Annotated in this window: 13 protein-coding genes; 9 read left to right on the top strand and 4 right to left on the bottom strand. The window is 68.0% G+C overall.

The window, feature by feature from the left end; all coding sequences use genetic code 11:
* Window positions 1-301: 301 nt before the first annotated feature.
* From pglW to KME79_RS37690, 7 genes are all read left to right on the top strand, one after another.
* The gene (pglW, locus tag KME79_RS37720; RefSeq protein ID WP_219550276.1) at window positions 302-4,933 is read left to right on the top strand and encodes a BREX system serine/threonine kinase PglW; all 4,632 of its coding nucleotides are present in this window, start codon (window positions 302-304) and stop codon (window positions 4,931-4,933) included.
* Window positions 4,930-8,535: a BREX-2 system adenine-specific DNA-methyltransferase PglX gene (gene pglX, locus KME79_RS37715; RefSeq protein WP_219550274.1), complete on the top strand. Its 3,606-nt coding sequence runs from the start codon at window positions 4,930-4,932 to the stop codon at window positions 8,533-8,535. Before pglW ends, pglX begins: the two co-directional genes overlap by 4 nt.
* 78 nt (window positions 8,536-8,613) lie before the next feature.
* Window positions 8,614-12,546 carry a BREX-2 system ATPase PglY gene (gene pglY, locus KME79_RS37710; RefSeq protein WP_219550272.1) on the top strand — a complete coding sequence of 1,311 codons (3,933 nt, stop codon included), beginning with the start codon at window positions 8,614-8,616 and terminating at the stop codon, window positions 12,544-12,546.
* Entirely contained in the window at window positions 12,546-15,446 is a 2,901-nt protein-coding gene (gene pglZ / locus KME79_RS37705) for a BREX-2 system phosphatase PglZ (RefSeq protein WP_219550270.1), read from the top strand. The genes pglY and pglZ overlap by 1 nt, the downstream gene beginning before the upstream one ends.
* Window positions 15,447-15,471: 25 nt before the next feature.
* Complete coding sequence (gene brxD / locus KME79_RS37700; RefSeq protein WP_219550268.1) at window positions 15,472-16,800, top strand: BREX system ATP-binding protein BrxD; 1,329 nt, start codon at window positions 15,472-15,474, stop codon at window positions 16,798-16,800.
* A complete protein-coding gene (locus tag KME79_RS37695) occupies window positions 16,800-19,019 on the top strand; it encodes a DEAD/DEAH box helicase (RefSeq protein ID WP_219550267.1) in 2,220 nt (739 codons plus the stop codon). The genes brxD and KME79_RS37695 overlap by 1 nt, the downstream gene beginning before the upstream one ends.
* A 147-nt stretch (window positions 19,020-19,166) precedes the next feature.
* Entirely contained in the window at window positions 19,167-19,442 is a 276-nt protein-coding gene (locus KME79_RS37690) for a hypothetical protein (RefSeq protein WP_219550265.1), read from the top strand.
* Between the two features lie 6 nt (window positions 19,443-19,448).
* On the opposite strand, the gene KME79_RS37685 is transcribed toward KME79_RS37690, so the two are convergent.
* The 4 genes from KME79_RS37685 to KME79_RS37670 all read right to left on the bottom strand — a co-directional run bounded on the left by KME79_RS37685 (window position 19,449) and on the right by KME79_RS37670 (window position 22,710).
* On the bottom strand, window positions 19,449-19,676 hold the full coding sequence (locus tag KME79_RS37685) for a hypothetical protein (protein ID WP_219550263.1): 228 nt from the start codon (window positions 19,674-19,676) through the stop codon (window positions 19,449-19,451).
* A gap of 336 nt (window positions 19,677-20,012) precedes the next feature.
* Entirely contained in the window at window positions 20,013-21,575 is a 1,563-nt protein-coding gene (locus tag KME79_RS37680; RefSeq protein WP_219550261.1) for a YfjI family protein, read from the bottom strand.
* Window positions 21,572-22,441, bottom strand: coding sequence for a hypothetical protein (locus KME79_RS37675; protein WP_219550259.1), 870 nt, complete (start codon window positions 22,439-22,441; stop codon window positions 21,572-21,574). The genes KME79_RS37680 and KME79_RS37675 overlap by 4 nt, the downstream gene beginning before the upstream one ends.
* 14 nt (window positions 22,442-22,455) lie before the next feature.
* A complete protein-coding gene (locus KME79_RS37670) occupies window positions 22,456-22,710 on the bottom strand; it encodes a helix-turn-helix domain-containing protein (protein WP_219550257.1) in 255 nt (84 codons plus the stop codon).
* A gap of 186 nt (window positions 22,711-22,896) precedes the next feature.
* On the opposite strand from KME79_RS37670, the gene KME79_RS37665 reads away from it, so the two are divergent.
* Window positions 22,897-23,928 carry a helix-turn-helix domain-containing protein gene (locus KME79_RS37665; RefSeq protein ID WP_219550255.1) on the top strand — a complete coding sequence of 344 codons (1,032 nt, stop codon included), beginning with the start codon at window positions 22,897-22,899 and terminating at the stop codon, window positions 23,926-23,928.
* A gap of 10 nt (window positions 23,929-23,938) precedes the next feature.
* Window positions 23,939-24,538 (top strand): tyrosine-type recombinase/integrase (locus KME79_RS37660; protein ID WP_219550253.1); only part of this gene is annotated, 600 nt, incomplete at its 3' end.

Below are 24,538 nucleotides of genomic sequence, written 5' to 3'. Positions count from 1 at the left end.
GTCCTGGAGCGATCCACAAAGGGGTGTCGCGTCCGTCTCGCCCTTCTCCAGATTCGCAACTGTAGGGACGATAAGTCACAAGTTGTTCATGAAACGGAGAAGCATTAATGTCTCTCTTCGCGGACAGGGCAGTGCGGAGCCGACGCAGAAACCTTCCGAACAGGCGAGCGGCGCCGTGCGTCTCCAGGTGTTCTTCCTCATCGTGCATCGAAACGTTATGGGCCGCCTATAGCATCGGGGCTTTGGCTCGGAGTCGGCTCAGCGGCCGGCAGGACATAGCGAAGACAGCGGAGTGGGGCGCATGCTCGAAGGTCGGTGGACCATCGTCACCGAGTCCGAGTTCGACCATGAGCGCCGCGGCCTGGAGGCCATCCGTAAGAAGCTCCCGGACGGCGAGCCGTGGCGGGCTTGGTCGAACTTCACCTTCACCGCGCACGCAGGCCACGTGCGAGAGGTCGACCTGCTGGTGGTTACCCCCGGCGGCGTGCACATGATCGAACTGAAAGACTGGCGCGGCAGCCTCACCACCGAGAACGGCACCTGGGTGCAGACCACCAAGGATGGCCGCCGCGTCCCCCACGGCAACCCGCTGCATCTGGTGAACAAAAAGGCCAAGGAGCTGGCGGCGCTGCTGGGGCAGTACGGCAAGCGCGTGTGGGTGTCCGCAGCGGTCTGCTTCACGAACTCCTCGCTCAGGATCCACCTTCCCGCCCACGACCAGAACGGCGTCTACACGATCGACGAGCTCGTGGAGATGCTGCAGCAGCCCGCGCGAGACGAACGGCGACGAATCACTGCCACCGACTCTCGCGAGATCAAGGGCGCGCTGGAGCGGGTCGGCATCCGCCGCAGCGACGCGGAGTACAAGGTCGGCCCCTACCTCCTGGAGCGCAAGTCCTTCGACACCGGCCCGACTTGGGCCGACTACCTGGCCCGCCACAGCGAACTGCCCGAGCTGGCTCGCGTCCGCATCTACCTGCGAGAGCGCGGCTCGGACGCCTCGATCCGCGCGTCGGTGGAGAACGCCGCCCGGCGCGAGGCCGCCGTCCTGCGCCGCTTCCGTCACCCCGGTGTCGTCCAGCTGAAGCAGTACGACCCCTCCGGCCACTCGGCCGGCCCCGCCCTGATCTTCGACTACCACCCGCAGACCCTCCGCCTGGACGAGTACCTGGTTCAGTACGGCGACAAGCTCGACATCCTCGGCCGGATGGCCCTGGTCAGGCAGCTCGCCGAGACGATGCGCTCGGCCCATTCAGGTCGAATACATCACCGTGCGCTGGCCGCCCGCTCCGTGCACGTGATTCCCCGCAACCGGGGCCGCAAGGGCCAGACCATTGGGGAAGAGGCCGCCTGGCTCGCACCACGCCTGCAGATCTCCGATTGGCAGATCGCCACGCAGCGCAGCGGCAGCGGGCCGTCACAGGGCATGACGCGATTCGCCCCGACAGCCCTGTCGGCGATCCACCTGTCAGAAGGTTCGGACCCGTACCTTGCGCCTGAGCTGACCGCGACGAACCCCGACCCGATCGCCCTCGACGTGTACGGGCTCGGCGTGCTCACCTACCTGCTGGCGACGAGCCGGCCTCCCGCCGCGAGCCAGGCCGAACTGCTGGCGCGCCTGGAGGCGGGGGAGGGCCTGAGGCCCAGCGCGATCGTGGACGGGCTCTCGGAGGACATTGACGAGTTGGTGCAGGCAGCCACCGCCTACCTGCCGGAGCGGCGGCTTGCCACGGTCGATGAGTTCCTGGAGATGCTGGAGTGCGTCGAGGACTCGCTGACCGCTCCCACCTCGGGCCCTCACGACACCGATGCCGCGCAGGTTCCGGAGAAGGACCCGCTGGAGGCCGTCGCGGGCGACGTGCTGGCCGGCCGCTGGGAGGTACGGCGCCGCCTGGGCACCGGCTCCACGAGTCGCGCCTTCCTCGTTCGCGATCTGCGGGCGGATCCGGCCGTGCGGGGCGCCCGTGCTCTCGCGGTGCTGAAAGTCGCCCTGTCTGACAGCCGCGGCGAGGTCCTGGCTCGCGAAGCCGAGGTCATGGGACGGCTGCGCCCCGACTCGCGCATCATCCGGCTGGTCGAGCCGGAGCCGCTAACCATCGGTGGCCGTACGGTCCTCATCCTGGAATACGTCGGCGACGAACGCGACCCGGATGAGAACGCAGAGGCCTCGGGCGGGACCCGTCGCCGCGAAGAAACCGTAGCGCGGCAGTTGCGCGAGAGCGGCCGGCTCCAGATCGACCAGCTGGAGGCGTACGGCGACTACCTCTTCGGCGCGGTCGACTTCCTGGAGGGCGAGGGGGTCTGGCACCGCGACATCAAGCCGGACAACATCGCGATCCGCGTCCGCCCCAACCGCACCCGCGAGCTGGTGCTGATCGACTTCTCGCTGGCCGGATACCCGGTGCAGGAGACGGACGCCGGCACCGACGGTTACCTTGACCCGTTCACCGGGACGTTGACGCGGTCGGTGTACGACGCGCACGCCGAGCGGTACGCCGTCGCCGTCACCCTGCACGAGATGGCCTCCGGTGAGTTGCCCAAGTGGGGTGATGGCAAGGTCTCGCCCCGCCAGACCGACCCGGAGAAGTGGTCGTACCCGACGATCGCCGCTGACGCGTTCGACCCCGCGATCCGGGACGGGCTCGTCGCCTTCTTCCGCAAGGCCCTTCACCGGGACGCCGCACAACGCTTCCGGGACCTCAAGCCGATGCGGGACGCCTGGAAGAAGATCTTCCTGGACCTGGCGGAGACAGCGCCGTCCGGTCCCCGTGGCTCCCGGCATCCGGCACCTGTCGAGGCCGAGCCGACCACCGCCGTGATCGCAGCCGTAGAGCCGGAGTCCGCCGAGCAGCAACGTGACCGGCTCGCCGCCGAGGTGACCCGAGAAACCCACCTGTCGGCCTCCGGCCTCAGCCCGGCCGCCGAGTCGTTCCTGTACGGCCTGGGCGTGACGACGGTGGGCGAGCTGCTGGACTACAGCCAGCGCAACCTCGTCAACGCCCCCGGCTTGGGTGCCAAGACGCGCAACGAGATCCAGCGCCGCCAGCGCGAGTGGGGCGAGCGCCTGCGCCAGGCACCCGTTTCTCCGCTCACGCCGGAGGGCCGCCGTGCCGCCCAAGAGGAACTGCAGCGGCTCAGCGCCACTGAGTCCGCCCTGGTGGACACCCTCGCCGCCGGCGAGGGCGCGGGTGACCTCCCACAGCGTGCCCTGCGCTCTGTCAGCCTCGACACCCTCACCGCGCTGCTGGTCCCGGAGCTTAAGAAGAACGGGTCGAACCAGAACGAGGCCGAGATGGTGCGGCTGCTGCTGCGCCTGCCCGACGAGCGAGGCGAACTACCAGGCATCGGCGTCTGGCCGAAGCAGCGGGAGGTGGCCGACGCCCTCGGTCTCAGCCATGGACGCATTCCGCAGATGCTGAAGGGTCAGCGGACCAGGTGGAAGAAACTCCCCGCGGTGCAGGCACTCCGGGAGGAGATCCTGGACCTGCTGGCAGGACTCGGCCGGGTCGCCTCAGCCGCCGAGATCGCCGACGCCCTGGCGGTGCGGCGCGGCACCCGCATCAAGGGTCGCGAACAGCGCCGCGCGCTCGCCCTGGCCGCGGTACGCGCCGTGGCGGAGGTCGAGCAGCTTGTCCCGGAGGAGAGCGCGTTCAGACACGCCGCCAACCGTGAGGCCGTGGACGAGGCGATGGGCGCGGGCCTGCTCGCCTTGGAGGTCGGCGAGGACGACTCACCCGATACCCCGTCCGCTCCGGGCCTGCTCGACTACGCGCACCGCCTGGGACGGGCCGCCGACCGTCTCGCCGAGCTCGACACGCTGCCGACCGCGACCACCGTACTGAGCGAGCTGGGAGCGATCACCCCGCCGGCGGGCACCATCGAGTGGGATGAGCGCCGCGTGGTCGAACTGGCCGTCGCCGCCTCCCGGAACGCCGCAGCCACCCCGCGGCTGGAGATCTACCCTCGGAACCTGTCGCTGGTGCGGGCCCTGAGGCTCACGCAGGCGGGCCTGGTGCGGCTCATCCCCGGCGTGCCCGAGGGACGGCAGCCGGGCCTGACCGCCGAGGACATCCACGAGCGGGTACGCGCCCGCTTCCCCGAGCTGACCAACGGCCGGGGCAGCTACGACCTGCCGACCGGAGGAGCCCTGACCAAGGCCCTGCGGGACGCCGGATTCGACCTCACCCTGTCCACCCGTGAGGACACCGGGACCCTGCGCTACCTGCCCACGCGCATGGACACCGCCTCCAGCTATCTGACCGTGCGCGCCTGGCGGCACACCACGGCCGACGCCGGCGTCACGCGGTACGCCGACGACCCGCAGATCGCGGGCGCGGTGCGCGCGGAGGAACGGCTCACCGTCTCGGCTCGGCGCGACGGGTACCGGGTGCTGACCGTGCGCGCCGGGCTGACCCGGCAGGCGATTGCCGAGCTCTCCGACACCTCCAGCAGGTTCGGGGCCGAGGCAGTCTCGATGACCGGGCTGTTCCTGCAGGCCCTGCACGAGCTGGTGCCACCCGGCACGAAGCCGACCTGGGAGACCATCCTCCGCGCGGACGTTGCCGAGCCCGGCACGCGGGCGGCGCTGAAGTTCGCCGAGTACACCCGTACGGCCTGGGGCCGGATCGAACCGCGCGTGCGCGAACTGCTGGAGACGGGCACCGGCCCGGTGCTGCTCACCGACGCCGCCGTGTTCGCCCGCTACGACGCGATGGGCTTGCTGGACCGGCTCGCGGCGGCGGCCCGGCAGGGTCTGCGCGGCCTCTGGCTGCTCTGCCCGCAGAGCGACCCCGGGCGTGAGCCGAAGCTGGGCACGGTCGCGGTGCCGTACCAGACAGGGCTGGGGGAGTGGATAGAGCTCCCCGACGCATGGGTGCGTAACGAACACCGAGCTAGCGCGAAGAACCAGAAGACGTGGGAAGGGGCGAGATGATCGACCGCAAGGCTCTGTTGGAGGATCTCAAGCAGCAGGTCAAGGCGGTCGAGGCCGATCTCGCCAAGCAGGTCAAGGCCCTGCCGGAGACTGGGGCGCGGCTGCGCGCCGAATACGACCAGGCACGCAAGCTGGGCCGTACGGCGGCGACCTGGACCTCCTGGCTGGACGAGCGCGTCACCCAGGTCGCGGTGGCATGGGTGCTCGGCACGGTCTTCGTGAGGTTCTGCGAGGACAACATGCTGATCTCCGAGCCCTACCTGACGGCTCCGGATGACGAGCGCCGGGACCTGGCCCACGCGCGGTACGAGGCGTACGTCGAAGAGGACCCGGACCCGACGTATCGCGGTTGGTTGGAACGTGCCTTCGCGGAGCTGGGCGAGGGCCAGGCGGGCAGGCTGCTGTTCGACCGGGTGCACAACCCGCTCTTCCAGATCCCGCTCTCGCATGACGGGGCGCGGACGCTGGTCGAGTTCTGGAGGGAGCGAGACGGGACCGGCACGCTCATCCATAACTTCGCCGACCCGCTGAGCGAGGACGGCACCGCGGGGTGGGACACCCGCTTCCTGGGCGACCTGTACCAGGATCTGTCTGAGGCGGCGCGCAAGACGTACGCGCTGCTGCAAACACCGGAGTTTGTGGAGGAGTTCATCCTCGACCGGACGATGGAACCGGCGGTGCGGGAGTTCGGTTTCGAGGAGTTGAAGATGATCGACCCGACCTGCGGGTCGGGCCACTTCGTCCTGGGCGCGTTCCGGCGACTGGTACGGCTCTGGGCCGAGCGCCGGCCGGACGCCGAGCGGTACGAGCGGGTACGGGCCGCGATGGACTCGGTGCACGGGGTGGATGTGAACCCGTTCGCGGTGGCGATCGCTCGCTTCCGCCTCCTGGTCGCCGCGATGGCAGCTGCGGGCATGCGGACCCTGGCGGTGGCGGCCAAGTACGACTGGCCGATGCATCTCGCGGTCGGTGACTCCCTCATAAAGGCGCGGCAGCTCCCCTTGCAGCTTGGCGATGAAGTGCCCAGTGATCCGCTGGTGGAGTTCGCCTACGCCGTCGAGGACGTGCACGAGCACCCGCGCATCTTGGAACAGGGGCGTTACCACGTGGTGGTCGGCAACCCGCCGTACATCACGGTCAAGGACAAGAAGCTCAACGCGCTATACCGGGAGCTCTACGATTCTTGCGCGGGCAAGTATGCACTTTCGATACCGTTCGCCGAGCGTTTCTTCGAACTAGCCAAGCGCGGCCACGTCGACGGACGTGGATATGGCCTGGTCGGGCAGATTACGGCCAACTCGTTCATGAAGCGCGAGTTCGGCATTAGGCTAATTGAAGAGTTTTTTGCCCACAAGGTGGAATTGATTGAGGTCATCGACACCTCGGGCGCATATATCCCTGGGCATGGCACGCCGACAGTCATCCTCATAGGCTCTCGGCGATCCGGTCACATGCGAGGAGAGACCGTCCGGGCAGTGCGAGGTATTCAGGGGGAGCCGTCTGCGCCTGAAAACGCCGAGAACGGGCTGGTCTGGCGCGCAATTGTCGATCAAATTGACGAATCCGACCCCGGCAATCGTTGGGTTTCGGTGGAGAACCTGAGCCGAAAGCGCTACTTCAGCAAGCAGCCGTGGATCCTAGCTGACGGTGGTCTGGAGCTTAACGAGCAGATCCAGGCGAACTGTCCGTCAAATCTGAAGAGCGTGTTGTCCCGCGACATTGGGTTCGCCAGCTTTCCTGGCCAGGATGACGCCTTCATAAGCACACCAGAAGCGCTTCGTCGTCGAGGCATTAGTAACCTCGTGTCGAGGCCGCTTATTGTAGGAGAGGTGGTCCGTGACTGGAACACACACTGTATCGAGAACGCTATCGCTCCATACGACCTAAATCTCCACCCGTTGCCCTATGATGAGACGAGCGCGTGGGGGCGTTTGCTTTGGGCGACACGAAGCCACCTTCGCTCTACGACAGATTTTGACGGTCAGACACGGCAAGACCTGGGTAAACCGTGGTGGGCGTGGTACCGATGGGTTGCGGGCCGGTATCGCAAGCCTCTGTCGATCACGTTTGCCTTTGTGGCGACGCACAACCACTTCGTACTGGATCGGGGCGGGAAGGTATTCAACAGGTCTGCGCCGGTGATCAAGCTACGGGAGGGGATGCGCGAGGAGGGGTATTTGCGGTTGCTCGGGCTGCTCAACAGCTCAACTGCATGCTTCTGGCTCAAAATGATGAGTCAGGCAAAGGGTGGGAGTGGACTTGGGCGTGGAATTCAAAGTGAGGCTTGGGAGGAGCGTTATGAGTTTACAGGCACTACTCTTGAAGAGTTTCCCTTGCCTGAAGACTATCCCGCTGTCCTTGCTATTGCCCTCGATGCTCTCGCCCAGCGGCTAGCCGCTACTAGCCCGTCTGCTGTGGTCATAGTCGGAATCCCCGCTGTTGCTGTCTTGCGCGGGGCAAAGGACCAGTGGCTTTCCACCCGTTCTCGGGTGATAGCCCTCCAGGAGGAGTTGGACTGGCAGGTCTACTCCCTCTATAACCTTCACCCCGAGGACCTGCGCACGCCGAACGAGGCCGACATCCCCGAACTCGTCCTCGGTGAGCGGGCCTTCGAGATCGTTCTCGCCCGCAAGGTGGCCAAGGGTGAGGTGTCCGACGAGTGGTTCAAGCGCCACGGCTCCAAGCCGATCACGGAGATACCAGCGCACTGGCCTGAGCCGTACAAGCAGATCGTGCAGAAGCGCATCGACGCCATCGAATCTTCCCGTGCAATCGGGATGATCGAGCGGCCCGAGTACAAGCGGCGCTGGGCCACCGAAGGGTGGGACGCGCTACAGGAGAAGGCGCTGCGCTCCTGGCTGCTGGACCGCATCGAGAAGCGCGAGCACTGGTACGACGAGAACGGCCAGCCCGCCATCCTCACGCTCCCCAGGCTGATCGACGCTCTCTCCCGGGACGAGGAATTCATCTCCGTCGCCGGCATCTACGCCCCCCGCCGCGAACTGGCGGCCGTCGTCGCCGACCTCATGGCCGACGAACACGTGCCGTTCCTGGCCGCCCTGCGCTACAAGCCGAGCGGGGTGAAGAAGCGCGCCGACTGGGAGCACGTCTGGGACCTGCAGCGCCAGGAGGACGCCGCCCCGGATGAGCCGGCCAAGCGGAAGATCCGCGACTCGATCCTCGTGCCGCCGAAGTACACCTCGGCCGACTTTGTCAAGGCGTCCTACTGGCGGGCGCGCGGCAAGCTGGATGTGCCCAAGGAGCGGTTCACCTCCTACCCCTCGACCACCTCCGGCCTGCCGGAGCTGTACGGATGGGCGGGCTGGGACCACCGGGAGCAGGCTCAAGCGCTGGCCACGTACTTCACCAACCAGCCCCTGACCAGCGAGGAGATCGCTCCGTTCCTGGCGGGCCTGCTGGAGCTGCAGCCGTGGCTGTATCAGTGGCACCACGAGTTCGACGCGCTCTACAGCGGCTCCCCGGCCGACTTCTTCGCCGGCTACCGGCAGCAGATCCAGGGCGAGCACGGCCTGACCGACGACGACCTGCGCAACTGGCGGCCGGCCGCGCCCGCTCGCGGACGTCGAACCGCGAAGAAGTAACCGGACCGGCCCCCTGCAATCCGGTGCGGGGTGGCAGAGGCGCACGAAGTGGCGGAAGCGAAGGAGAACGAGACAGGTATGGCACAGCAGCCCCTCCTGAAGGATGTCATCGACATCAAGGAGTCCATCTCCACCTCGGACTTCGTGCTGCGCCTCGCCGAGGCGGTGACACCCGAGGGGGCCGAGCACGCCCTGAAGGACTACGTCGTCACCGAGCGGCTGCTGGAGAACTTCGACGAGGCGCTTGGGCTGATCAAATCCGCCCTCGACGGCCGTACCTCCAAAGCTGCCTACCTGCACGGCTCGTTCGGTTCCGGTAAGTCGCACTTCATGGCCGTGTTGTATGCGCTGCTCAGCGGCAACCAGGCGGCCCGAGCGCGCGGCGAGTTCGACTTCCTGCTGACCAAGCACGAGTGGCTGGAGTCCGACGGCAAACGGTTCCTGCTTGTGCCGTACCACATGCTCGGCGCCAAGGCTCTGGAGCAGCGGGTGCTAGGCGGCTACGTCAGCCACGTCAAGAAGCTGCACCCTGACGCGCCCATCCCGCAGGTGTACCGGACCGACTCGCTGTTCGCCGACCTGCGGGCCATGCGCGGCCGGTTGGGCGACGCGGCGGTCATCAGTGGGCTCGGCTCCGGCGGCGGGGACACCGACGAGGACGACGAGTGGGGCGAGTCGTTCGCCTGGACGCCCGAACTGCTGGACGCGGCCCTGTCCGCCGAGGAGGTGCACGACGGCGCCACGCCGCTGGACCTGGTGCACCCGAGCACCCCTGCCGAGCTGCGGGCCAAGCTCGTGCAGGACGCGAGCACCAACCTGCTGCCTGGATTCGCGCGCAACGCGGCCGAGGATGAGCACGGGTTCATCTCCCTCGACGCCGGCCTGTCTGTGATCGCCGAACATGCCAAATCGCTGGGCTACCACGGCCTGATTCTCTTCATGGACGAGCTGATCCTGTGGCTGGCGACCCTCATCCACGACCAGAAGTTCGTGGCCCGCGAGGCCAGCAAGATCACCAATTTTGTGGAAGGCGGAGACGCCCGGCGCGCCATCCCCGTCGTGTCGTTCATCGCACGTCAGCGCGACCTGCGCGAACTGGTCGGCGAGGAGGTGTCGGGCGCGGCGGAGGCGTCCATTCAGGACACGCTGAACCTCGCCTCGGGCCGGTTCGACAAGATCACCCTGGAGGACCGCAACCTCCCGCAGATCGCGAACGCCCGCCTGCTGAAGCCCAAGCCGGGCAACGAGCCGCTCGTCGACGCGGCCTTCGAGCAAACCAAGAGGGTCGGCCCGCAGGTGTGGGACACGTTGCTCGGCTCGGACTCCGGCAAGACGGGAGCGGATGAGGAGTCGTTCCGGCTTACCTATCCCTTCTCGCCGGCCTTCATGGACACCCTGGTCCACATCTCCTCCGCGCTACAGCGCTCCCGTACCGGTCTGAAGTTGATGGGCCAACTGCTCGCCGCCCGCCGAGACGACCTGAGGCTTGGTGACCTGGTCCCGGTGGGCGATCTGTATCCAGTGATCGCCGACGGCGGCGACAAGCCGTTCGTGGACAGCCTGAAGGTGGTCTTCGAAGCCGCCGACAAGCTGTACAAGACCAAGCTCCGGCCCTACCTGCTGACCTCGTACGACGTCACCGAAGACGACATCGAGCGGTACCAGCACCGGCCCGACAGCATCACCGACCCCGCACTGGCCCAGCGCTGCAAGTCGTTCATCGGCGACAACCGCCTGATCTGCACGTTGCTGCTGTCGTCGCTCGCGCCCAGCGTGCCCGCGCTCAGCGACCTGACGATCCGACGCCTCGGCGCGCTCAACCACGGCTCAGTGACGGCGCCGATCCCGGGCAGCGAAGTCGGCATCATCAAGAGCAAGGTGGCCGAATGGGCCGCCCGCTTCCCCGAGATCAAGGAGACCGGCACCGGCGCGAACGCCGGCGTGCGGCTGGAACTGTCCGGCGTCGACGTCGACTCGGTCATCGCCAACGCCGCCGTCAACGACAACCCCGGCAACCGGATGGCGCTCGCCAAACGCCTGCTCGCCGAAGAACTCGGCGTGGACCGCTCCGACGGCAGGCTCGGCGCCGACGACCTGACTTTCGTCTGGCGCGGCTCCAACCGCTCAGTGGAGGTGATCTTCGGCAATATCGCCGACGAGGACGACCTGCCCGACCACGAGATGCAGCCGCAGCTCGACGGCCACTGGCGGATCGTGGTCGATCTGCCCTTCGACGAGGGCGCGTACGGGCCCGTCGACGACGTCAACCGGATGCGCGCGCTCCGGGAGCGGCAGGGCGAGCCCGCCCGCACCCTCGCCTGGGTGCCCACGCACCTGTCCGCCCAGCGCTTCGCGGACCTCCGCAGGCTCCTCGTCATCGACAAGGCGCTCGCCGATGAGCACCGCTTCGCCACCCAGTACGCCGCCCACCTCAACGCCGACAACCGGGCCCGGGCCAAGGGGCTGCTGGAGACTCAGCGCGGGGCCCTGCTCAGGCAGGTTAAGACCGCCTTCAAGCAGGCGTACGGGCTGGCGGACAAGAAGGCGTCCGACGTCGAGTTGGGCTTCGACGACCACATCGTGGCGCTGCCTGATGTCGGCGGACTGTCCGTCTCCTTCGCCAAACCGATGCGCGAGGCCGTCAGGGACCTCGCGGGCAAACTGCTTGCCCACCAGTTCCCCGCGCACCCCAACCTCGACCGGGACGGCACCGGCGTCGCGGTGAAACCAGCCGACGCCAGGACCGTGTTCACCCACGTCCGCGCGGCAGCCGAGGCCCGCGACCGGCGGGTCGAGGTCCCTGAGAAAGAACGCAAGCTGATGAAGCGGGTGGCCGAGCCGCTGGAGCTCGGGCAGCAGAAGGAGGCCTACTTCGAGCTGTCCACCCGCTGGGCTGACCACTTCCGGCGGATGGCGCAGACGGAGGGTGCGACCGGGGACCTGAGCTTGATCACCCTCGTCGACTGGACGGACAAGCCGGACCCGCGCGGGCTGGAGCCGTTCCTGGCAAACCTGGTCGTCGCCGCGTTCGCGGAGATGGACGACCGGGTGTGGGTGCGCGGCGGAGTCCCGCTCGACCCGGCGCCCGAGTTGTCGCAGATCAAGTCCGGTGACGCGCTGCGCAGCCAGCCGCTGCCGAGCGAGGACGACTGGATGGAGGCTCGCTGGCGGTACGAGACCATCTTCGGGAACAAGGCGCCGGCGCTGCGGCGCGGGCGGATGATCAACCAGCTCGCCCGGCAGATCGTCGACAGCGCCCGCACCTACCGGGAGCCCGCGGCGGAACTGGTCCGCCGGCTGGAGTTGCATGCCGCGTTCCTCGCCCTGGACGAGACCGACGAGAAGGGGCGCTTGGCTCTCGCCCGGCGCGCACGCGACCTGCTGGACAAGCTGATCGCCACCGGGCAGGGAGCGGCAGGCGGCGGCGGGGCGAAGAAGACCGTCGAGACCCTGGCCCGCTTCGACCTGAGCCCGGTCAACGCCGAGCGGTACGGAAACTCCGTCAAGCGGGCGCACGACGTCGCCCAAGCACTGGCCGCGGCTGCCTGGGACACGCTGGAGCTGGCCGAGGGACAGGGCGCCGAAGGACAGGCGCTGTTGCAGGTGCTGCGCGGCACGGCACAGGCCGACCAGCTGACGGCCGACCTCATCGCCGCCCTGGACAAGACCCGCCGAGAGGTCACCGCGCTGATCAAGCGCAACCAGCCACCCGTACCCACCCCTCCTCCGGCCGACCCCGTACCGCGCCCTGGCGGAGACGCCGACAAGGTTGACCTGAGCGGTACGAGCAATCACCCGCCCGTGTCCGGTGGGAAAGAGTCCGGACGAGGCCCCGGCACCGGATCCCCTCCCGGTCCCATCACCGGCGGCGGGGTACGCCGGTCTGGCAGCAAGCAGGTGAAGGCGGCACACGCTGATGCGGTGGTCGCCGAGCTGCAAAGGCAACTCGCCGACCTGGCGGCCAGCGAGCCGGGCGCCACCATCGAGATCAGCTGGCAGGTCGTGGACTGATGGGCACCGCGACCACCACACAGGTCACCGGCGATAGCACAGGCGTGCTGCGGCTGACCGCCGCGACCGTCACCCAGTTCCTGTCCGCCCAGACGTCACTGACCGGCTCCCTCACCGGAGATGGACGGCGGCGCGTCGTGCTGCTGCGCTCCGCGCCCCAGTGGGAGGGGCTCGAAGAACTCGCCTGGGGCGAGGGCCGGCAGGCCCGCATCGCGGCCGCCCCCTCGCCGCTGGCCGTGCACGAACTGGTCCTCGACCACCTCTCGGAGGCCACTGGACCGGCGGTGCTGGTCGTGCTCACCGACCGGGAGCAAAGCGAACTCGACCCGGCGATTCTCGCCCTCACCCACAAGCAGCGCATCGAGACCGTCGACGGCTGGGACGTCGTACGCGAAGCGTTCGGCGCTGAACAGGTCGACCCACGCCTAAGAGCCGACGGCTGGGCCGCCGAAGCGCTGCTCGACGCCACCCCGCCGGGAGGCTGGCCGCCGCTGGCTGGAGGGGTGTTGTCGCGCCGTGCCGCGCTGTCGGCGCTCGCCCTGCGCCGTTTGCGCCTCGGCCGCTACGACACCGACACGACACCGGGCGCGAGCCGGACGCCGAGCGGTGACAGCCTCGACACTCACACGCTGCTGCGGTGGTCGCTCATCCCCGGTGGACCGGAGCGGCTGCTGGCACTGCGCGGCCCGGAACGCGCCGGGCTGTCGGCATTCCTCGGTGAGGAGGACCAGGCGGGGCTCGCCGGCCGGGCGCTGCTCGCGCTGGTGGAGGCCGAGCACGGGGCCGACGCGGTGCCCTTCGGGCTGGTGTGCGCGGCACTGTGGCAGCACGCCGAGCCCGACGCGCCCACCTACCGGGTACGAGGACGGGCCGAACGGTGGTTCGGCGAGGAGCCACCTGCGACCGGTGAGGCCCTCGATGCGCTCGTGGCCGCGTTCGGCCGTTCCTGCGAGGACTTCGTCAGCATGCTGCTGGAGGCGGGCCGTACTGGCGCAGAACAGGAGACGGCGCGCGACGCGCGCCGCCTGTCCAGCACGGTGCTGGACAGGGCCGCCGTGCTGGCCCGGCAGTTCGGCGCCGAGACCGCGGCAGCAGCCAGCCCTGTGCTGGCGGCCGGCCTGGAAGCCCGGTTCGCGCAGGCCGGTCGGGCGCTGGCCGGAAAAGAACCGCACGCGCTCACCCAGGCCCTCACAAAACTGGCCGCTCACCGCCTGGCCGCCGACCCGGACGCGGAAGTACGCATCGAGCGTGCCCGGATGGGACAGCGGCTCGCGCGATGGCTCGCCACCGACCCGGCCACCGGCGCGGAAACGGTCGCGGCGGCGATCGAACGCCACCTGACCGAGACCGGCTGGGTGGACCAGGCCCTGGAGCACATCGAGGCCGGAGGCGACCCCGACTCCGAGCTGAAAGCCGCTTACGACACTCTCGGCACCCGTGTGCGCCAACGACGGCGCGAGATCGACCAAGCCTTCGCACGAACCCTCGCTATCTGGACCGCCGCGGGCACCGACCCCGGCTCGATGCTGACCGTGGAAACCTTTCTCGCCCGCGTCGTGAAACCGGTCGTGGCCGCCAAGACCGGGCGGCGCGTGCTGCTGCTGATCCTGGACGGGATGAGCGCGGCGATCGCCACCGAGCTTGGCGAAGAGCTGCGCCGGCACTGGGCCGAATACGACCCGCTGCCGGACCTGGCCAACCGGCCCCCGCGGCGGCGCGCCATGGCCGCCGCCATCCCGACGCTGACCGCGATCTCCCGCACCTCGCTGTTCGCCGGCAAGCTATTGAAAGGCGCACAGGCCGACGAGAAGCGACTGTTTCCCGCGCACCGCTTCTGGGGCGGGGCCAGCGCTGCGGTCTTCCATAAGGACGACCTGCGCGGCCAGAGCGCCGGCGACCCATTCGGACCCGAACTCACCGAAGCACTCGCCGATGAGCACACACACGTGGCGGTCGTGCTCAACACCATCGACGACCGGCTCGCCAAGGAACAAAAGCTCGGCGACGGCGCATGGCGCCTCGACCACATCGGGAAACTGCGCGAACTGCTGCGCGTGGCCGCGGCCCAAGGCATGGCCGTGATCCTCACCAGCGACCACGGACATGTCGTGGACCGCACCGGTACGAAGGTCGACGGCAACGGCATTGCCTCCGCCCGGCACCGCACCCCCGGCGGCCCGCTGGGCGAGACCGAGATCGTGCTGCGCGGGCCGCGGGTCGTGTGGCCGCAACCGGGCGCCGAGATCGTAGCGCTGTGGGACACCGACTCCCGCTACACCGCGCAGAAGGCCGGCTATCACGGCGGCGCCTCGCTCGCCGAGGTCACCATCCCCGTCCTGGCCTTCCTGCCCTTCGGCGCGGAGCCGCCCAAGGGATGGCGCGAGCTCGGCGACCAGCGCCCGGCCTGGTGGTCCGATGAGACGGCGCCTGCCCGCCCCGCCACCCCGATCCCCGTCGTGGCGCCCGAGCCGAAGCGCCGCGCCAAGCCGTCAAAGGCGGCGCTGGCGCAGGCCGCGATGGGCGACGCGCTGTTCGACGTAGTGCTGGCTCCCGGAGGTGATGACGCCCTCCTCGCCCCTCGTCTAGCCTCGCCCGACGACGCCCTGGTCGATGCCCTGCTGGCATCGGAGATCTTCCAGGCGCAGGTGGGACTGCTGGCCCGCAAGCCGCCACTGGACAAGGTCGAAACGGCGGTGCGGGCCCTGCTCGACGCCGGCGCTCTCCCGGTCACGGCGCTGGCCCAGCGCGTCGGCTATCCGCCTGGGCGAGCCGACGGTTTCGCCGCCGTCCTGCGTCAGCTTCTCAACTATGACGGGGTGCAGGTCCTGGAGACCCTGGCCGATGGGCGCACGCTGCGGCTGAACACAGGGCTCCTGCGTGACCAGTTCGAACTGACATGACAAGCACGATGGGAGACTGGCAGGCGTGAACACCGCTCGGTCGTCCCGCTCCGCCCAGGTCAGCGCCGTGCGCCGCCGTGCCGTGATCGACGCGCTGCGGCGCGGTGCCGTACCCGAGAGCGGGCTCGATCTGCTCGCCACCGGCCTCGACAGGTTCGAATCGGCGCTGGACGCCGAACTGGACGCGGTCGCCTCCGGCGCGTCGGTGTTCAAGGCCGTACGGGGAGAATACGGTTCCGGCAAGACCTTCTTCGCCCGGTGGCTGGGGGAGCGGGCCAAACGTCGAAACTTCGCCGTCTCCGAGATCCAGATTTCGGAAACCGAGACGCCCCTGCACCGGCTGGAGACCGTCTACCGGCGATTGACCGAACGGCTCACCACCGCCAGCTTTCCGCCGAGCGCGCTGCGGTCGGTGGTGGATGCGTGGTTCTACGCGCTGGAGGAAGACGCCCTCGCCGCCGGGGCGGACGAGAACGAACTGAGCGCCGAGGTGGAGAAGCTGCTGGTCGCCCGGCTCACCGAAGTATCGCGGCACGCACCGTCCTTCGCGGCCGCGCTGCGCGGTTACCGGGCCGCGCTCTCCGCAGGCGACGAGGCGACCGCCGCCGCAGTGCTGGCCTGGCTCGGTGGGCAGCCGCACGTTGCCGCGGCCGCGCGCCGTTTCGCGGGCGTGCGCGGCGATCTCGACCACTTCGGGGCGCTCGGCTTCCTGCAGGGGCTGCTGACGGTGCTGCGTGACTCCGGACATCCCGGGCTCCTCGTCGTGCTGGACGAGGTCGAGACCCTGCAGCGGGTGCGCGCCGATGCGCGCGACAAGGCGCTCAACGCTTTGCGGCAGCTCATCGACGAGGTGCACTCGGGCCGCTTCCCCGGCCTGTATCTGGTGATCACCGGCACTCCGGCGTTCTACGACGGGCAACAGGGAGTGCAGCGTTTGGCACCGCTGGCCCAGCGGCTGGCGACCGACTTCACCACCGATCCGCGCTTCGACAACCCGCGCGCGGTGCAGCTCCGGCTGCCCGGCTTCACCCTGGAATCCCTGGTGAACCTGGGCGTGACCGTCCGCGACCTCTACACCACCGGAGCCGACGCCCCGGAAAGAATCAAGGAACTCGCCGCCGACGCCTACATCGACGACCTGGCGCGGGCGGTCGGCGGAGCGCTGGCCGGCAAGGTCGGCGTGGCTCCCCGGCTGTTCCTGAAGAAGCTCGTCGGCGACGTGCTCGACCGCATCGACCAGTTCGACGACTTCGACCCCCGGCGGCACTACACGCTGACCGTGCGGAGCGACGAACTCACCGACACCGAACGCAACCTCGCCGCCTCGGCCGACGACGTCGACCTGGACCTGTGATGGCGTCCGGCGGCGGGCCTGGCGACGTGCTGGACCGGCTCGACCCGGTAGTCCTGCACCACATCGTCAACAGCCTCGGCTGGCCCGACCTGCGCCCGCTGCAGCGGGCGGCGATCGGACCGCTGATGGACGGCGAGGACGCCGTCCTGCTCGCCCCGACCGCGGGAGGCAAGACCGAGGCGGCCTGCTTCCCGCTGCTATCCGTGATGGCGCAACGGAGCTGGACCGGTACGTCGGTGCTCTACCTGTGTCCACTCAAGGCGCTGCTCAACAACCTCCTACCGCGCATCGACTCCTACGCCCAGTGGCTCGGGCGCCGGGCCTCGCTCTGGCACGGCGACGTCCGAGAATCCCAGCGGCGGAAGATCCGCACCGACCCACCCGACATCCTGCTCACCACCCCCGAGTCACTCGAGGCGATGCTGATCGGCGTGAAGACCGACCACGCACACCTACTGGGCCGAGTCCGGGCAGTGGTCGTCGACGAGGTGCACGCCTTCGCCGGCGACGACCGCGGCTGGCACCTGCTGGCCGTACTGGAACGGCTGGAGCGCGTGACCGGCCACCCCCTCCAGCGAATCGGCCTGTCGGCGACCGTGGGAAACCCGCACCAACTGCTCGAATGGCTACAGGGGGCCGGTGCCGGAAAGCGAACCGGCCAGGTGGTGGCACCTGATCTACCTTCTGCGACCACCGCCACTGTTGACCCCGACGTTCTCGGTCGCGCGGCCTCTTCCTTGAACGCCTCCCTCCCGGCGGCTTCCCGCCCGGCCGGGGATGTCGAACTCGACTACGTCGGCTCACTGGACAACGCCGCAAAACTGATCTCCACACTGCACCGGGGCGAGAAACGCCTGGTGTTCTGCGACTCCCGGCGACAGGTGGAGCAACTCGGTGCGGCCCTGCGCGCGCGCGAAGTGAACGTCTTCCTGTCCCACGCCTCCCTGTCAGCCGACGAACGCGCCCGCTCCGAGCAAGCCTTCGCCGAAGCCCGCGACTGCGTCATCGTCTCCACCTCCACACTCGAACTCGGCATCGACGTCGGCGACCTGGACCGGGTCATCCAGATCGACGCGCCCAGCACCGTCGCCTCGTTCCTACAGCGCATCGGGCGCACCGGCCGGCGAGCCGGCACCGTACGCAACTGCCTGTTCCTCGCAACCGAGGCAGAATCCCTGCTCCAGGCTGCGGGCCTGCTCCTGCTGTGGGGCCGCGGCTGGGTCGAACCGGTCACCGCACCGCCCGAACCACGCCACCTGGTGGCGCAGCAACTGCTCGCCGTCACCCTCCAGCAGCACCGGATCGGCAACCACGTGTGGCCGCAGGAGTGGAACGGCCTGGCACCCTTCGACCGCTCAGCCGCTCCCATCGTGCGGCACATGGTCGAGAAGGGGTTCCTGGACGAGGACGGCGGGATGCTGTTCATCGGCCCCGAAGCCGAAAAACACTTCGGGCGGCGCCACTTCATCGAGCTGACAGCCTCCTTCACCGCGCCGCCGCAATTCACCGTGCTGGCCGGACGCCAGGAGATCGGCCGCACCGACCCCTCGGTGCTGACCGAGGAGCGAACGGGCCCTCGCCTGCTGCTGCTCGGCGGCCGGAGCTGGCGGGTGACCTTCATCGACTGGGCACGCAGGCGGGCCTTCGTCGAGCCCGCCAACGGCGGCGGTGTCGCCAAGTGGACGAGCGGCGGCATCGCTGGTCTGTCCTACGCCCTGACCCAGGCCATGCGAGAGGTCCTGCTCGGTGCGGACCCTCCTGTTTCACTGACCCGCCGCGCGCAGGCGAGACTCGCCGAATGGCGGCAGGAGGAGGCTCCCGGCCTCGTGCACCCCGGAGGAACGCTGATCACCCGGGCGGGTGACGACGTGCGGTGGTGGACCTGGGCCGGCTATCGCGCCAACGCGACGCTCGCCGCCACGCTGCCCTCGATCGCAGACCCGGTTCAGCGTCCGACAGATCTCTCTGTACGGCTGCGCGAGGACCTGACGCCTACGGCTTGGCAGGAGGCACGCAGCAGCGTAGGTGACGGGGAGATTCTGGTGCTGCCGGACGTCGATCGCCGTGCCGTCAACGGGCTGAAGTTCTCTGCAGTCCTGCCGGAACGGCTGGCGGTGGCCACGGTGGCGGCCCGGTTGGCTGACTTCGACGGAGCTCGTGCTGTGCTGGTTGAGCCGGTCCGCCTGCAGTTCGACTACCCCACCGATAGTGGTCGCTGAGGGACGGGACCCGGTCGCAGTGCGGCTGGTGAGCAGGGCTGAGTAGTGGCAGGTAAAGAGGTCCGTGGCTGCGACGAAGGCGGTGATGTGATATCAAACTGCAGATCCGCCTTGTTGCTCACAACCTCACATCAAGCAACCAGCTTCATGCTCACCCTCGAAAGGGCATTGATGGTCAAGATGACCCGCGGAACAGCACGCGCATGGCATCCAGGAATGATCAGGGTTGCCAAGGACGACATTCGCCACATGAAGCCGAGCCAGCGGAACAAGTACCGGCGACAGGGCTTTTCCTGGTCAAAAATCAAGAAGATTGACAAGGCGATCGGACGCGGTGAGACCACGATCACCATTAAGTCCGCCACCCGCGAGGTCACCGTCGATCTGCCGCCTAAGTGGCCTAGATCCAACGGATCGACCTAAGCACCGTCAAAAGATTGTCTCCTGAAGCAGAGCAGGGGTCTGCCGCCGCTCGAGGAGTCGCAGGCAGCGGCGGCAGTTCACCGGCGCCGTCGAGGCGCGTAGCCGTCGCGAATCCCAGCCCGCGATTCCGGTATGGCAGGCCGGCGCAGGGAGTTCGACGTCGTAGCGGTCGATGCTGGTGCCTGCCAGATGGGTGGTGCGCGAATTGTCTACTCGTAAGGCGCTGGCCTCCATACGGTCGACTCTATCAAGAAGATATCGGTTTTTGGGTGCTATTTGGGGCGCGCCATGTTCTCCTTGTTTCGCCCTTTGGCGCTGGGCTCTTGGCTGATGACAGAAGTGACAGAACACGGAATGCCGTCTCTGACCTGGTTCATCGGCGCCTGATGCCGCAGTGACGGAACGCTGACAGATCTCCTTGGTGGGTGACAGAACCGGAGCCCTGTGTGTGGGTTATGGCAAATACAACGCACTGGGAGGTGTTCTGTCACTGCCCGTCATTCTGTCACTGTTCTGTCTGACCATCTGTCTCAGCTGTTTTCGCAGGTCATTTCTGCTGTGGCAGTTCTGTCACGACTCTCCGATGAGTGCGGGGTTGAGAGCGTACTGCGGGGAAGGTCTGCGCCCGCCTCGCGATCCGCGGGAAGCCTCGGGAAGGGGCCTAATGTAACCGTGCGCGTCCAAGAGAGATAGCACGGCGGTTACGGTCGAGGCGTCCCTGAACCTCGTCTGCATCCCGCGGTGGAGGTCACGCTGGCTGAATTTCCGGGCCTTCCTGACGGTCTCGTTCTTGGTGATCCACGCCAGGGAGTCCCGGGCCAGTTGGGTATACCGGCCTTCCACCATCACACCGAAACAGGCTGAGGCATGGGCGGTGTAATAGCGGGCGATATCGATCGCATGCCGCATGGTCTCCTCAGCGACCGGTTTGCGGAAGCCATCCTGCGGATGCTCTGCCAGGTGGAGGAGCCCGGCGATGCGGACGGCGGCGCCGACGAGCTTGCCCGCCCAGTCGCGCAGGCTGTCGAGCTCGCCGACCCCTGCACGGAGCTTGGGCTCGATCTCGTCCTGGAACTCGATAACGAGCTTGGTGGCCGGCGGGGACAGCGCCAGGATCTGCGGCTTGTCCCACTCGGCCAGGCTGATGACGAGGTGTTTCATGTTCTGCTCGTAGGTGTTCCGAACCTCGTCGGGGACGAGGTCGGGTTCGCTCTTGCGGTAGCCGACTGTGTCCTTCGGCAGCGCGTACAGGAAACGGGCCAGCAGGCCCTGGCCGCGCAGGCGGGGCTTTTGGGCGATGAAGGCCAGCACGGTGGGCTGGATACACACCGCGATGGTCAGGGCGGGGGAGCGCACGTACTCGGATCGGCCGCGACGGTTCACCTTGAGCACGTCGCCAGCGTGGGCTTCGAGGAACGGAGTCAGGGCGGGCACGCCGTTGCTGTATCGGCCGCACACGATGTCGAACAGGTCGCCCTCGGCCGACAGGATGGCCAGCCGGCCGCCCTGCTCGGACAGGATGGTGGAGCACTCCTCGGGAGTGACGTTCTTGCCGATCAGCTGGACTTCCGGAGGCACGACCGCCTCCTGGAGGGCGAGGGTGGTGGACTCGGCCTCGGCCAGATCGCTCGCGGAGCCGCTGCGTACCGCCTTGGTCCGGGCCTGCTTGTCGGCCTCCTCCAACTGCAGCCGGAGCAGTTCGGCCTGCCGGCCCTTGGCTCTCCCCGCGGTGATGAGAGCTTCCTCGGCCTGGTACAGCGGTGCGGTCATGGCCCGGAAGACGGCCGACTTGCGAGTGGCGGGCGGGGCGACCGAGGCGAGGAAGAGGTTGAGCGGCTCGTGCCAGTCGCCGCGCACCCGGACCACGGCCTTGCCGCCGGCAGCGGTGGAGAGTCCACCCAGGGCGAAGGCCGCGGCGATGTCGGGGGCGGTCTGGGTCTCTTCGGCGACTGCCGTGATGATGTCCTCCAGCCACGCTGGCAGGCTGGCGAGCGGGAACGGAGGCGGTACGAGGCGGGACCCGAGAGGAATGACCTCATCCCAGGCCTCTTGCCCGCCTGGAGGATCGGCTTGCGGTACACGCCCCGATTTCTCGATGTCCGGTGCCCAGTTCGGGCTGCCTTCGGCATTCACCCACTGACTCCCGCAAGGATGTAGGGCTTGGGCGCCCATACCTCGAGGAAGTCGCCGATCGTGCCGCCGGCGGAGAGGTGGTCGTGGGCGTCCTTGCCGTGCCGGGCCTGCAGGACGTAGATGGAGCGGGCCACGGGCATGAGGTTCTCCACGACCGTGAGGGCGTGGTCACGCCCAGCCTGGTCGCGGTCGGCGACGATGGAGACGTCGGCGCCGTAGAAGTAGCGCGCGAAGTCCGGTCGCCACTTTCCGGCTCCCATGGCGTTGCAGGTCGCGGTGATACCCGGATGCGCGCGGAGAGCTTCGACGTCCTTCTCGCCTTCGGTGATCATCACGACCCGGGTTTCGCGGACGGCGGCAATGACGTCGGGCAGGCGGTAGGGCACCAGACGCACGGCCATGCTGCCGTCCTCGCCGTACAGGCTCCAGCGCCGGCCGGAGCGCTTGGCCGGGTCGGGTCGCCACTGGCGGAAACCCTGACAACCGTTCCCTTTCCGGCTGCACCGGGCGACGCCGTACAGGACGGTGCCCTGTTCGTCCCGGTAGAGGTACTCGGCCACCCGGTCGTGACCGCAGGGCATCCAGCGATCGCCAGAGTGCTTGGGGGAGTGTGGGTTTCGTAACTGCTCGGGCCAGAGGGCGGACATGGGCAGATCGAGCGCCTGCATGACGTCCTCGGTGGGGCATTTCGGCCCTCCATGACAGGTGATCATGACGATGCCGTCGCTGGTGACGCCGACGGATAACGACGGCTGCCGATCGTCATGGGCGGGACAGGCCGCGCTCTTCTGAGTGCGTGAGCCGCGAGGGGCGTAGCCGGTCTTTTCGTAGAGGGCCTGCAGGATGTGCGTGAACGGAGTGGTCATCGGGTGACCTCGGTTCAGGAGGCGAGGTCGGTGGCCTGGGCGGGCGGTGCCTGCGTGAGGGCGGGGTCGTCGATGTCGAGGCAGCGAAGGAGGGCGGCGCGGCCGACGCGGTAGGTGTGGCCGACCCGGAGGACGGGGCAGGGAAACTCGCCCTTGCGGGCGAGTTCGTGCGCTTTGGTCCGGCCGATGCCGAACGCTCGTGCGGCGGTCACGATGTCGATGGTGACGGGCAGAGCAAGCAGTTCCGCGGTAGTCAATGCTTCGGCCATGAGGACGCGCCTTTCTGATGAGGGATCCGCTCGGACCGTGTCGGGCAGCGCCGAGCGGTTCATCGCGAATGGGATGGGTTGACGCTCGCGATCAGGATGGCATGATCGATGGTGGCCGATCAACCCGATCGTTGGTAATCTTCCATCCCTTCAGGATTAAACTCGGATGATGTCAAGGAGTGACGCGTGCCGGTAGCCGGGAAGCGAAGTGATCCGGACCAGACCAATCAGTCGGGAGTACGCAGCCTCAGCGAGGAGAACGTCGCCCTTCGCATTGCCTGGGAGATGCGCCGCCGCGGCTGGTCACAGGAACGCATGGCCCAGGAGCTCACCAACGCCGGATGTCCCACCCACCAGTCCGCCATCTCCAAGATCGTCAACCCCAAGCCTGACGGCAGCCGCCGTGCGATCAGCGTGGACGAGGCCATCGCGCTGGCCCGAGTGTTCGGCATCGCCCTGGAAGAACTCCCGCTCCCCATGGACGACGCCGAAGGCCGGGACCTGCATGACCTGAGCCGCACGGTCACCCACGAAGGTCGCAACGCTACAGAGCAGTATGCACGCTTCCTCCTAGCCTGGGCCCGCCTGCGTCACCGCTTTGCCCAAGAGCAGAGCCGCGCCGCCTACGAGGGCTTCCTGGCGCAGCGAAGAGTCGACCCGGACGCAGCCGAGCAGGCGATTGCCTTGTGGCGGGACGCCGACTCCTGGCGCGAGGCGACGGCCGGCTACGACAAGCTGCACCGAATCCTGCAGGCCATGGGCGACGGACGCGACCTGACTCCGCCGGCACAAGAGTCCCGCCGGCGCCACAGCGCCGTAGCCGACCTTCTCCGCCTGCGTGAACTGTTCGCCACCAAGATCCCCAGCACACCGGTGCGGGTGGTGCCGGACCTCATCTACCACGTCACCGAGGCGCTGGTGCGCACCGGAATGCAAGAGACCGCAATCGGTGTCATTGACGCCTACGAGCGCGGCACCACACACCCCACCGACGCGGTCACGAAGGAAATCGACCGCAGGCTGCGGCAGATCGGCGACCGGCAACCAGAAGATCGCCTGGATTATCTGGAAAGCCTGGCGGCCCGGATAGCCCTGAACCAACGTGGCCAACCCCAGCAGTCGCCGGAAGATGTGGCCGCCGAGCTGGAGGTGAGCATCGAGGACTACCTGGAAGCGAGGAAGATCGCATACAGGCACCGTGAAACCGGAATGAAGTGAGTACAAGCAGTTGACGGGAAACGGATACAAACGCTGCAAATGCCGGGAGAACGGCCGCGAGCTCGGCGCTAAGTGCCCCAAGCTCCGCCGCAAGGACGGCACGTGGAATCCGCATCACGGCACCTGGCACGGCAAGGAAGAATTGCCGGCCGGACCTGATGGCAAGCGCGTCTACCTGAGGCTGGGTGGTTTCAGAAGCGAAACCGAGCTGTCTGCCTTCTATCAGCAGGCCGGACGCCTGCTCGACATCCCCGAGCCCGGTCCGGAGGGGCACGAGGCCAGGATGGAGATCCTGGAGATGATCAAGGAGGCGCATCAAAGGCACGTGCCGCTACCGGCGCATGAGGAACTACACCGGAAGTACCGGACAGGGCAGCCGCTGCAGGCGATGACCTTCGGTGAGTACTGGCAGCACTGGAAGGAGCGGCGGGAGCGCCTCAAAGACATCCGTGAGAGCACGCTGCTCGGCTACGTCTCCCACTATGAGACGCATATCCGGGGAGTGCTCGAGAACGTGCGGATGGACAAGGTGTTCGTGCCGACCGTCGAGCGGGTGTTCAACTGGATTGATGAGAAGAACGCTGCGCTGTCGGCCGCTCGCAAGTCTGAC

Source organism: Nonomuraea harbinensis, from assembly GCF_019396385.1.
In the GTDB taxonomy this organism is placed as follows: domain Bacteria; phylum Actinomycetota; class Actinomycetes; order Streptosporangiales; family Streptosporangiaceae; genus Nonomuraea; species Nonomuraea ferruginea.
Note: the sequence above shows the minus strand (reverse complement) of the source record. Positions and strands in the feature narration are given on the sequence as shown.

Bases quoted from the DNA above. Each gene is read 5' to 3' on its own strand.
- pglY (WP_219550272.1), top strand. From the start codon at position 8,614: ATGGCACAGCAGCCCCTCCTGAAGGATGTCATCGACATCAAGGAGTCC.
- KME79_RS37685 (WP_219550263.1), bottom strand. From the start codon at position 19,676: ATGGAGGCCAGCGCCTTACGAGTAGACAATTCGCGCACCACCCATCTG.
- KME79_RS37695 (WP_219550267.1), top strand. From the start codon at position 16,800: ATGGCGTCCGGCGGCGGGCCTGGCGACGTGCTGGACCGGCTCGACCCG.
- KME79_RS37675 (WP_219550259.1), bottom strand. From the start codon at position 22,441: ATGACCACTCCGTTCACGCACATCCTGCAGGCCCTCTACGAAAAGACC.
- pglX (WP_219550274.1), top strand. From the start codon at position 4,930: ATGATCGACCGCAAGGCTCTGTTGGAGGATCTCAAGCAGCAGGTCAAG.
- pglW (WP_219550276.1), top strand. From the start codon at position 302: ATGCTCGAAGGTCGGTGGACCATCGTCACCGAGTCCGAGTTCGACCAT.
- KME79_RS37690 (WP_219550265.1), top strand. From the start codon at position 19,167: ATGCTCACCCTCGAAAGGGCATTGATGGTCAAGATGACCCGCGGAACA.
- pglZ (WP_219550270.1), top strand. From the start codon at position 12,546: ATGGGCACCGCGACCACCACACAGGTCACCGGCGATAGCACAGGCGTG.
- KME79_RS37670 (WP_219550257.1), bottom strand. From the start codon at position 22,710: ATGGCCGAAGCATTGACTACCGCGGAACTGCTTGCTCTGCCCGTCACC.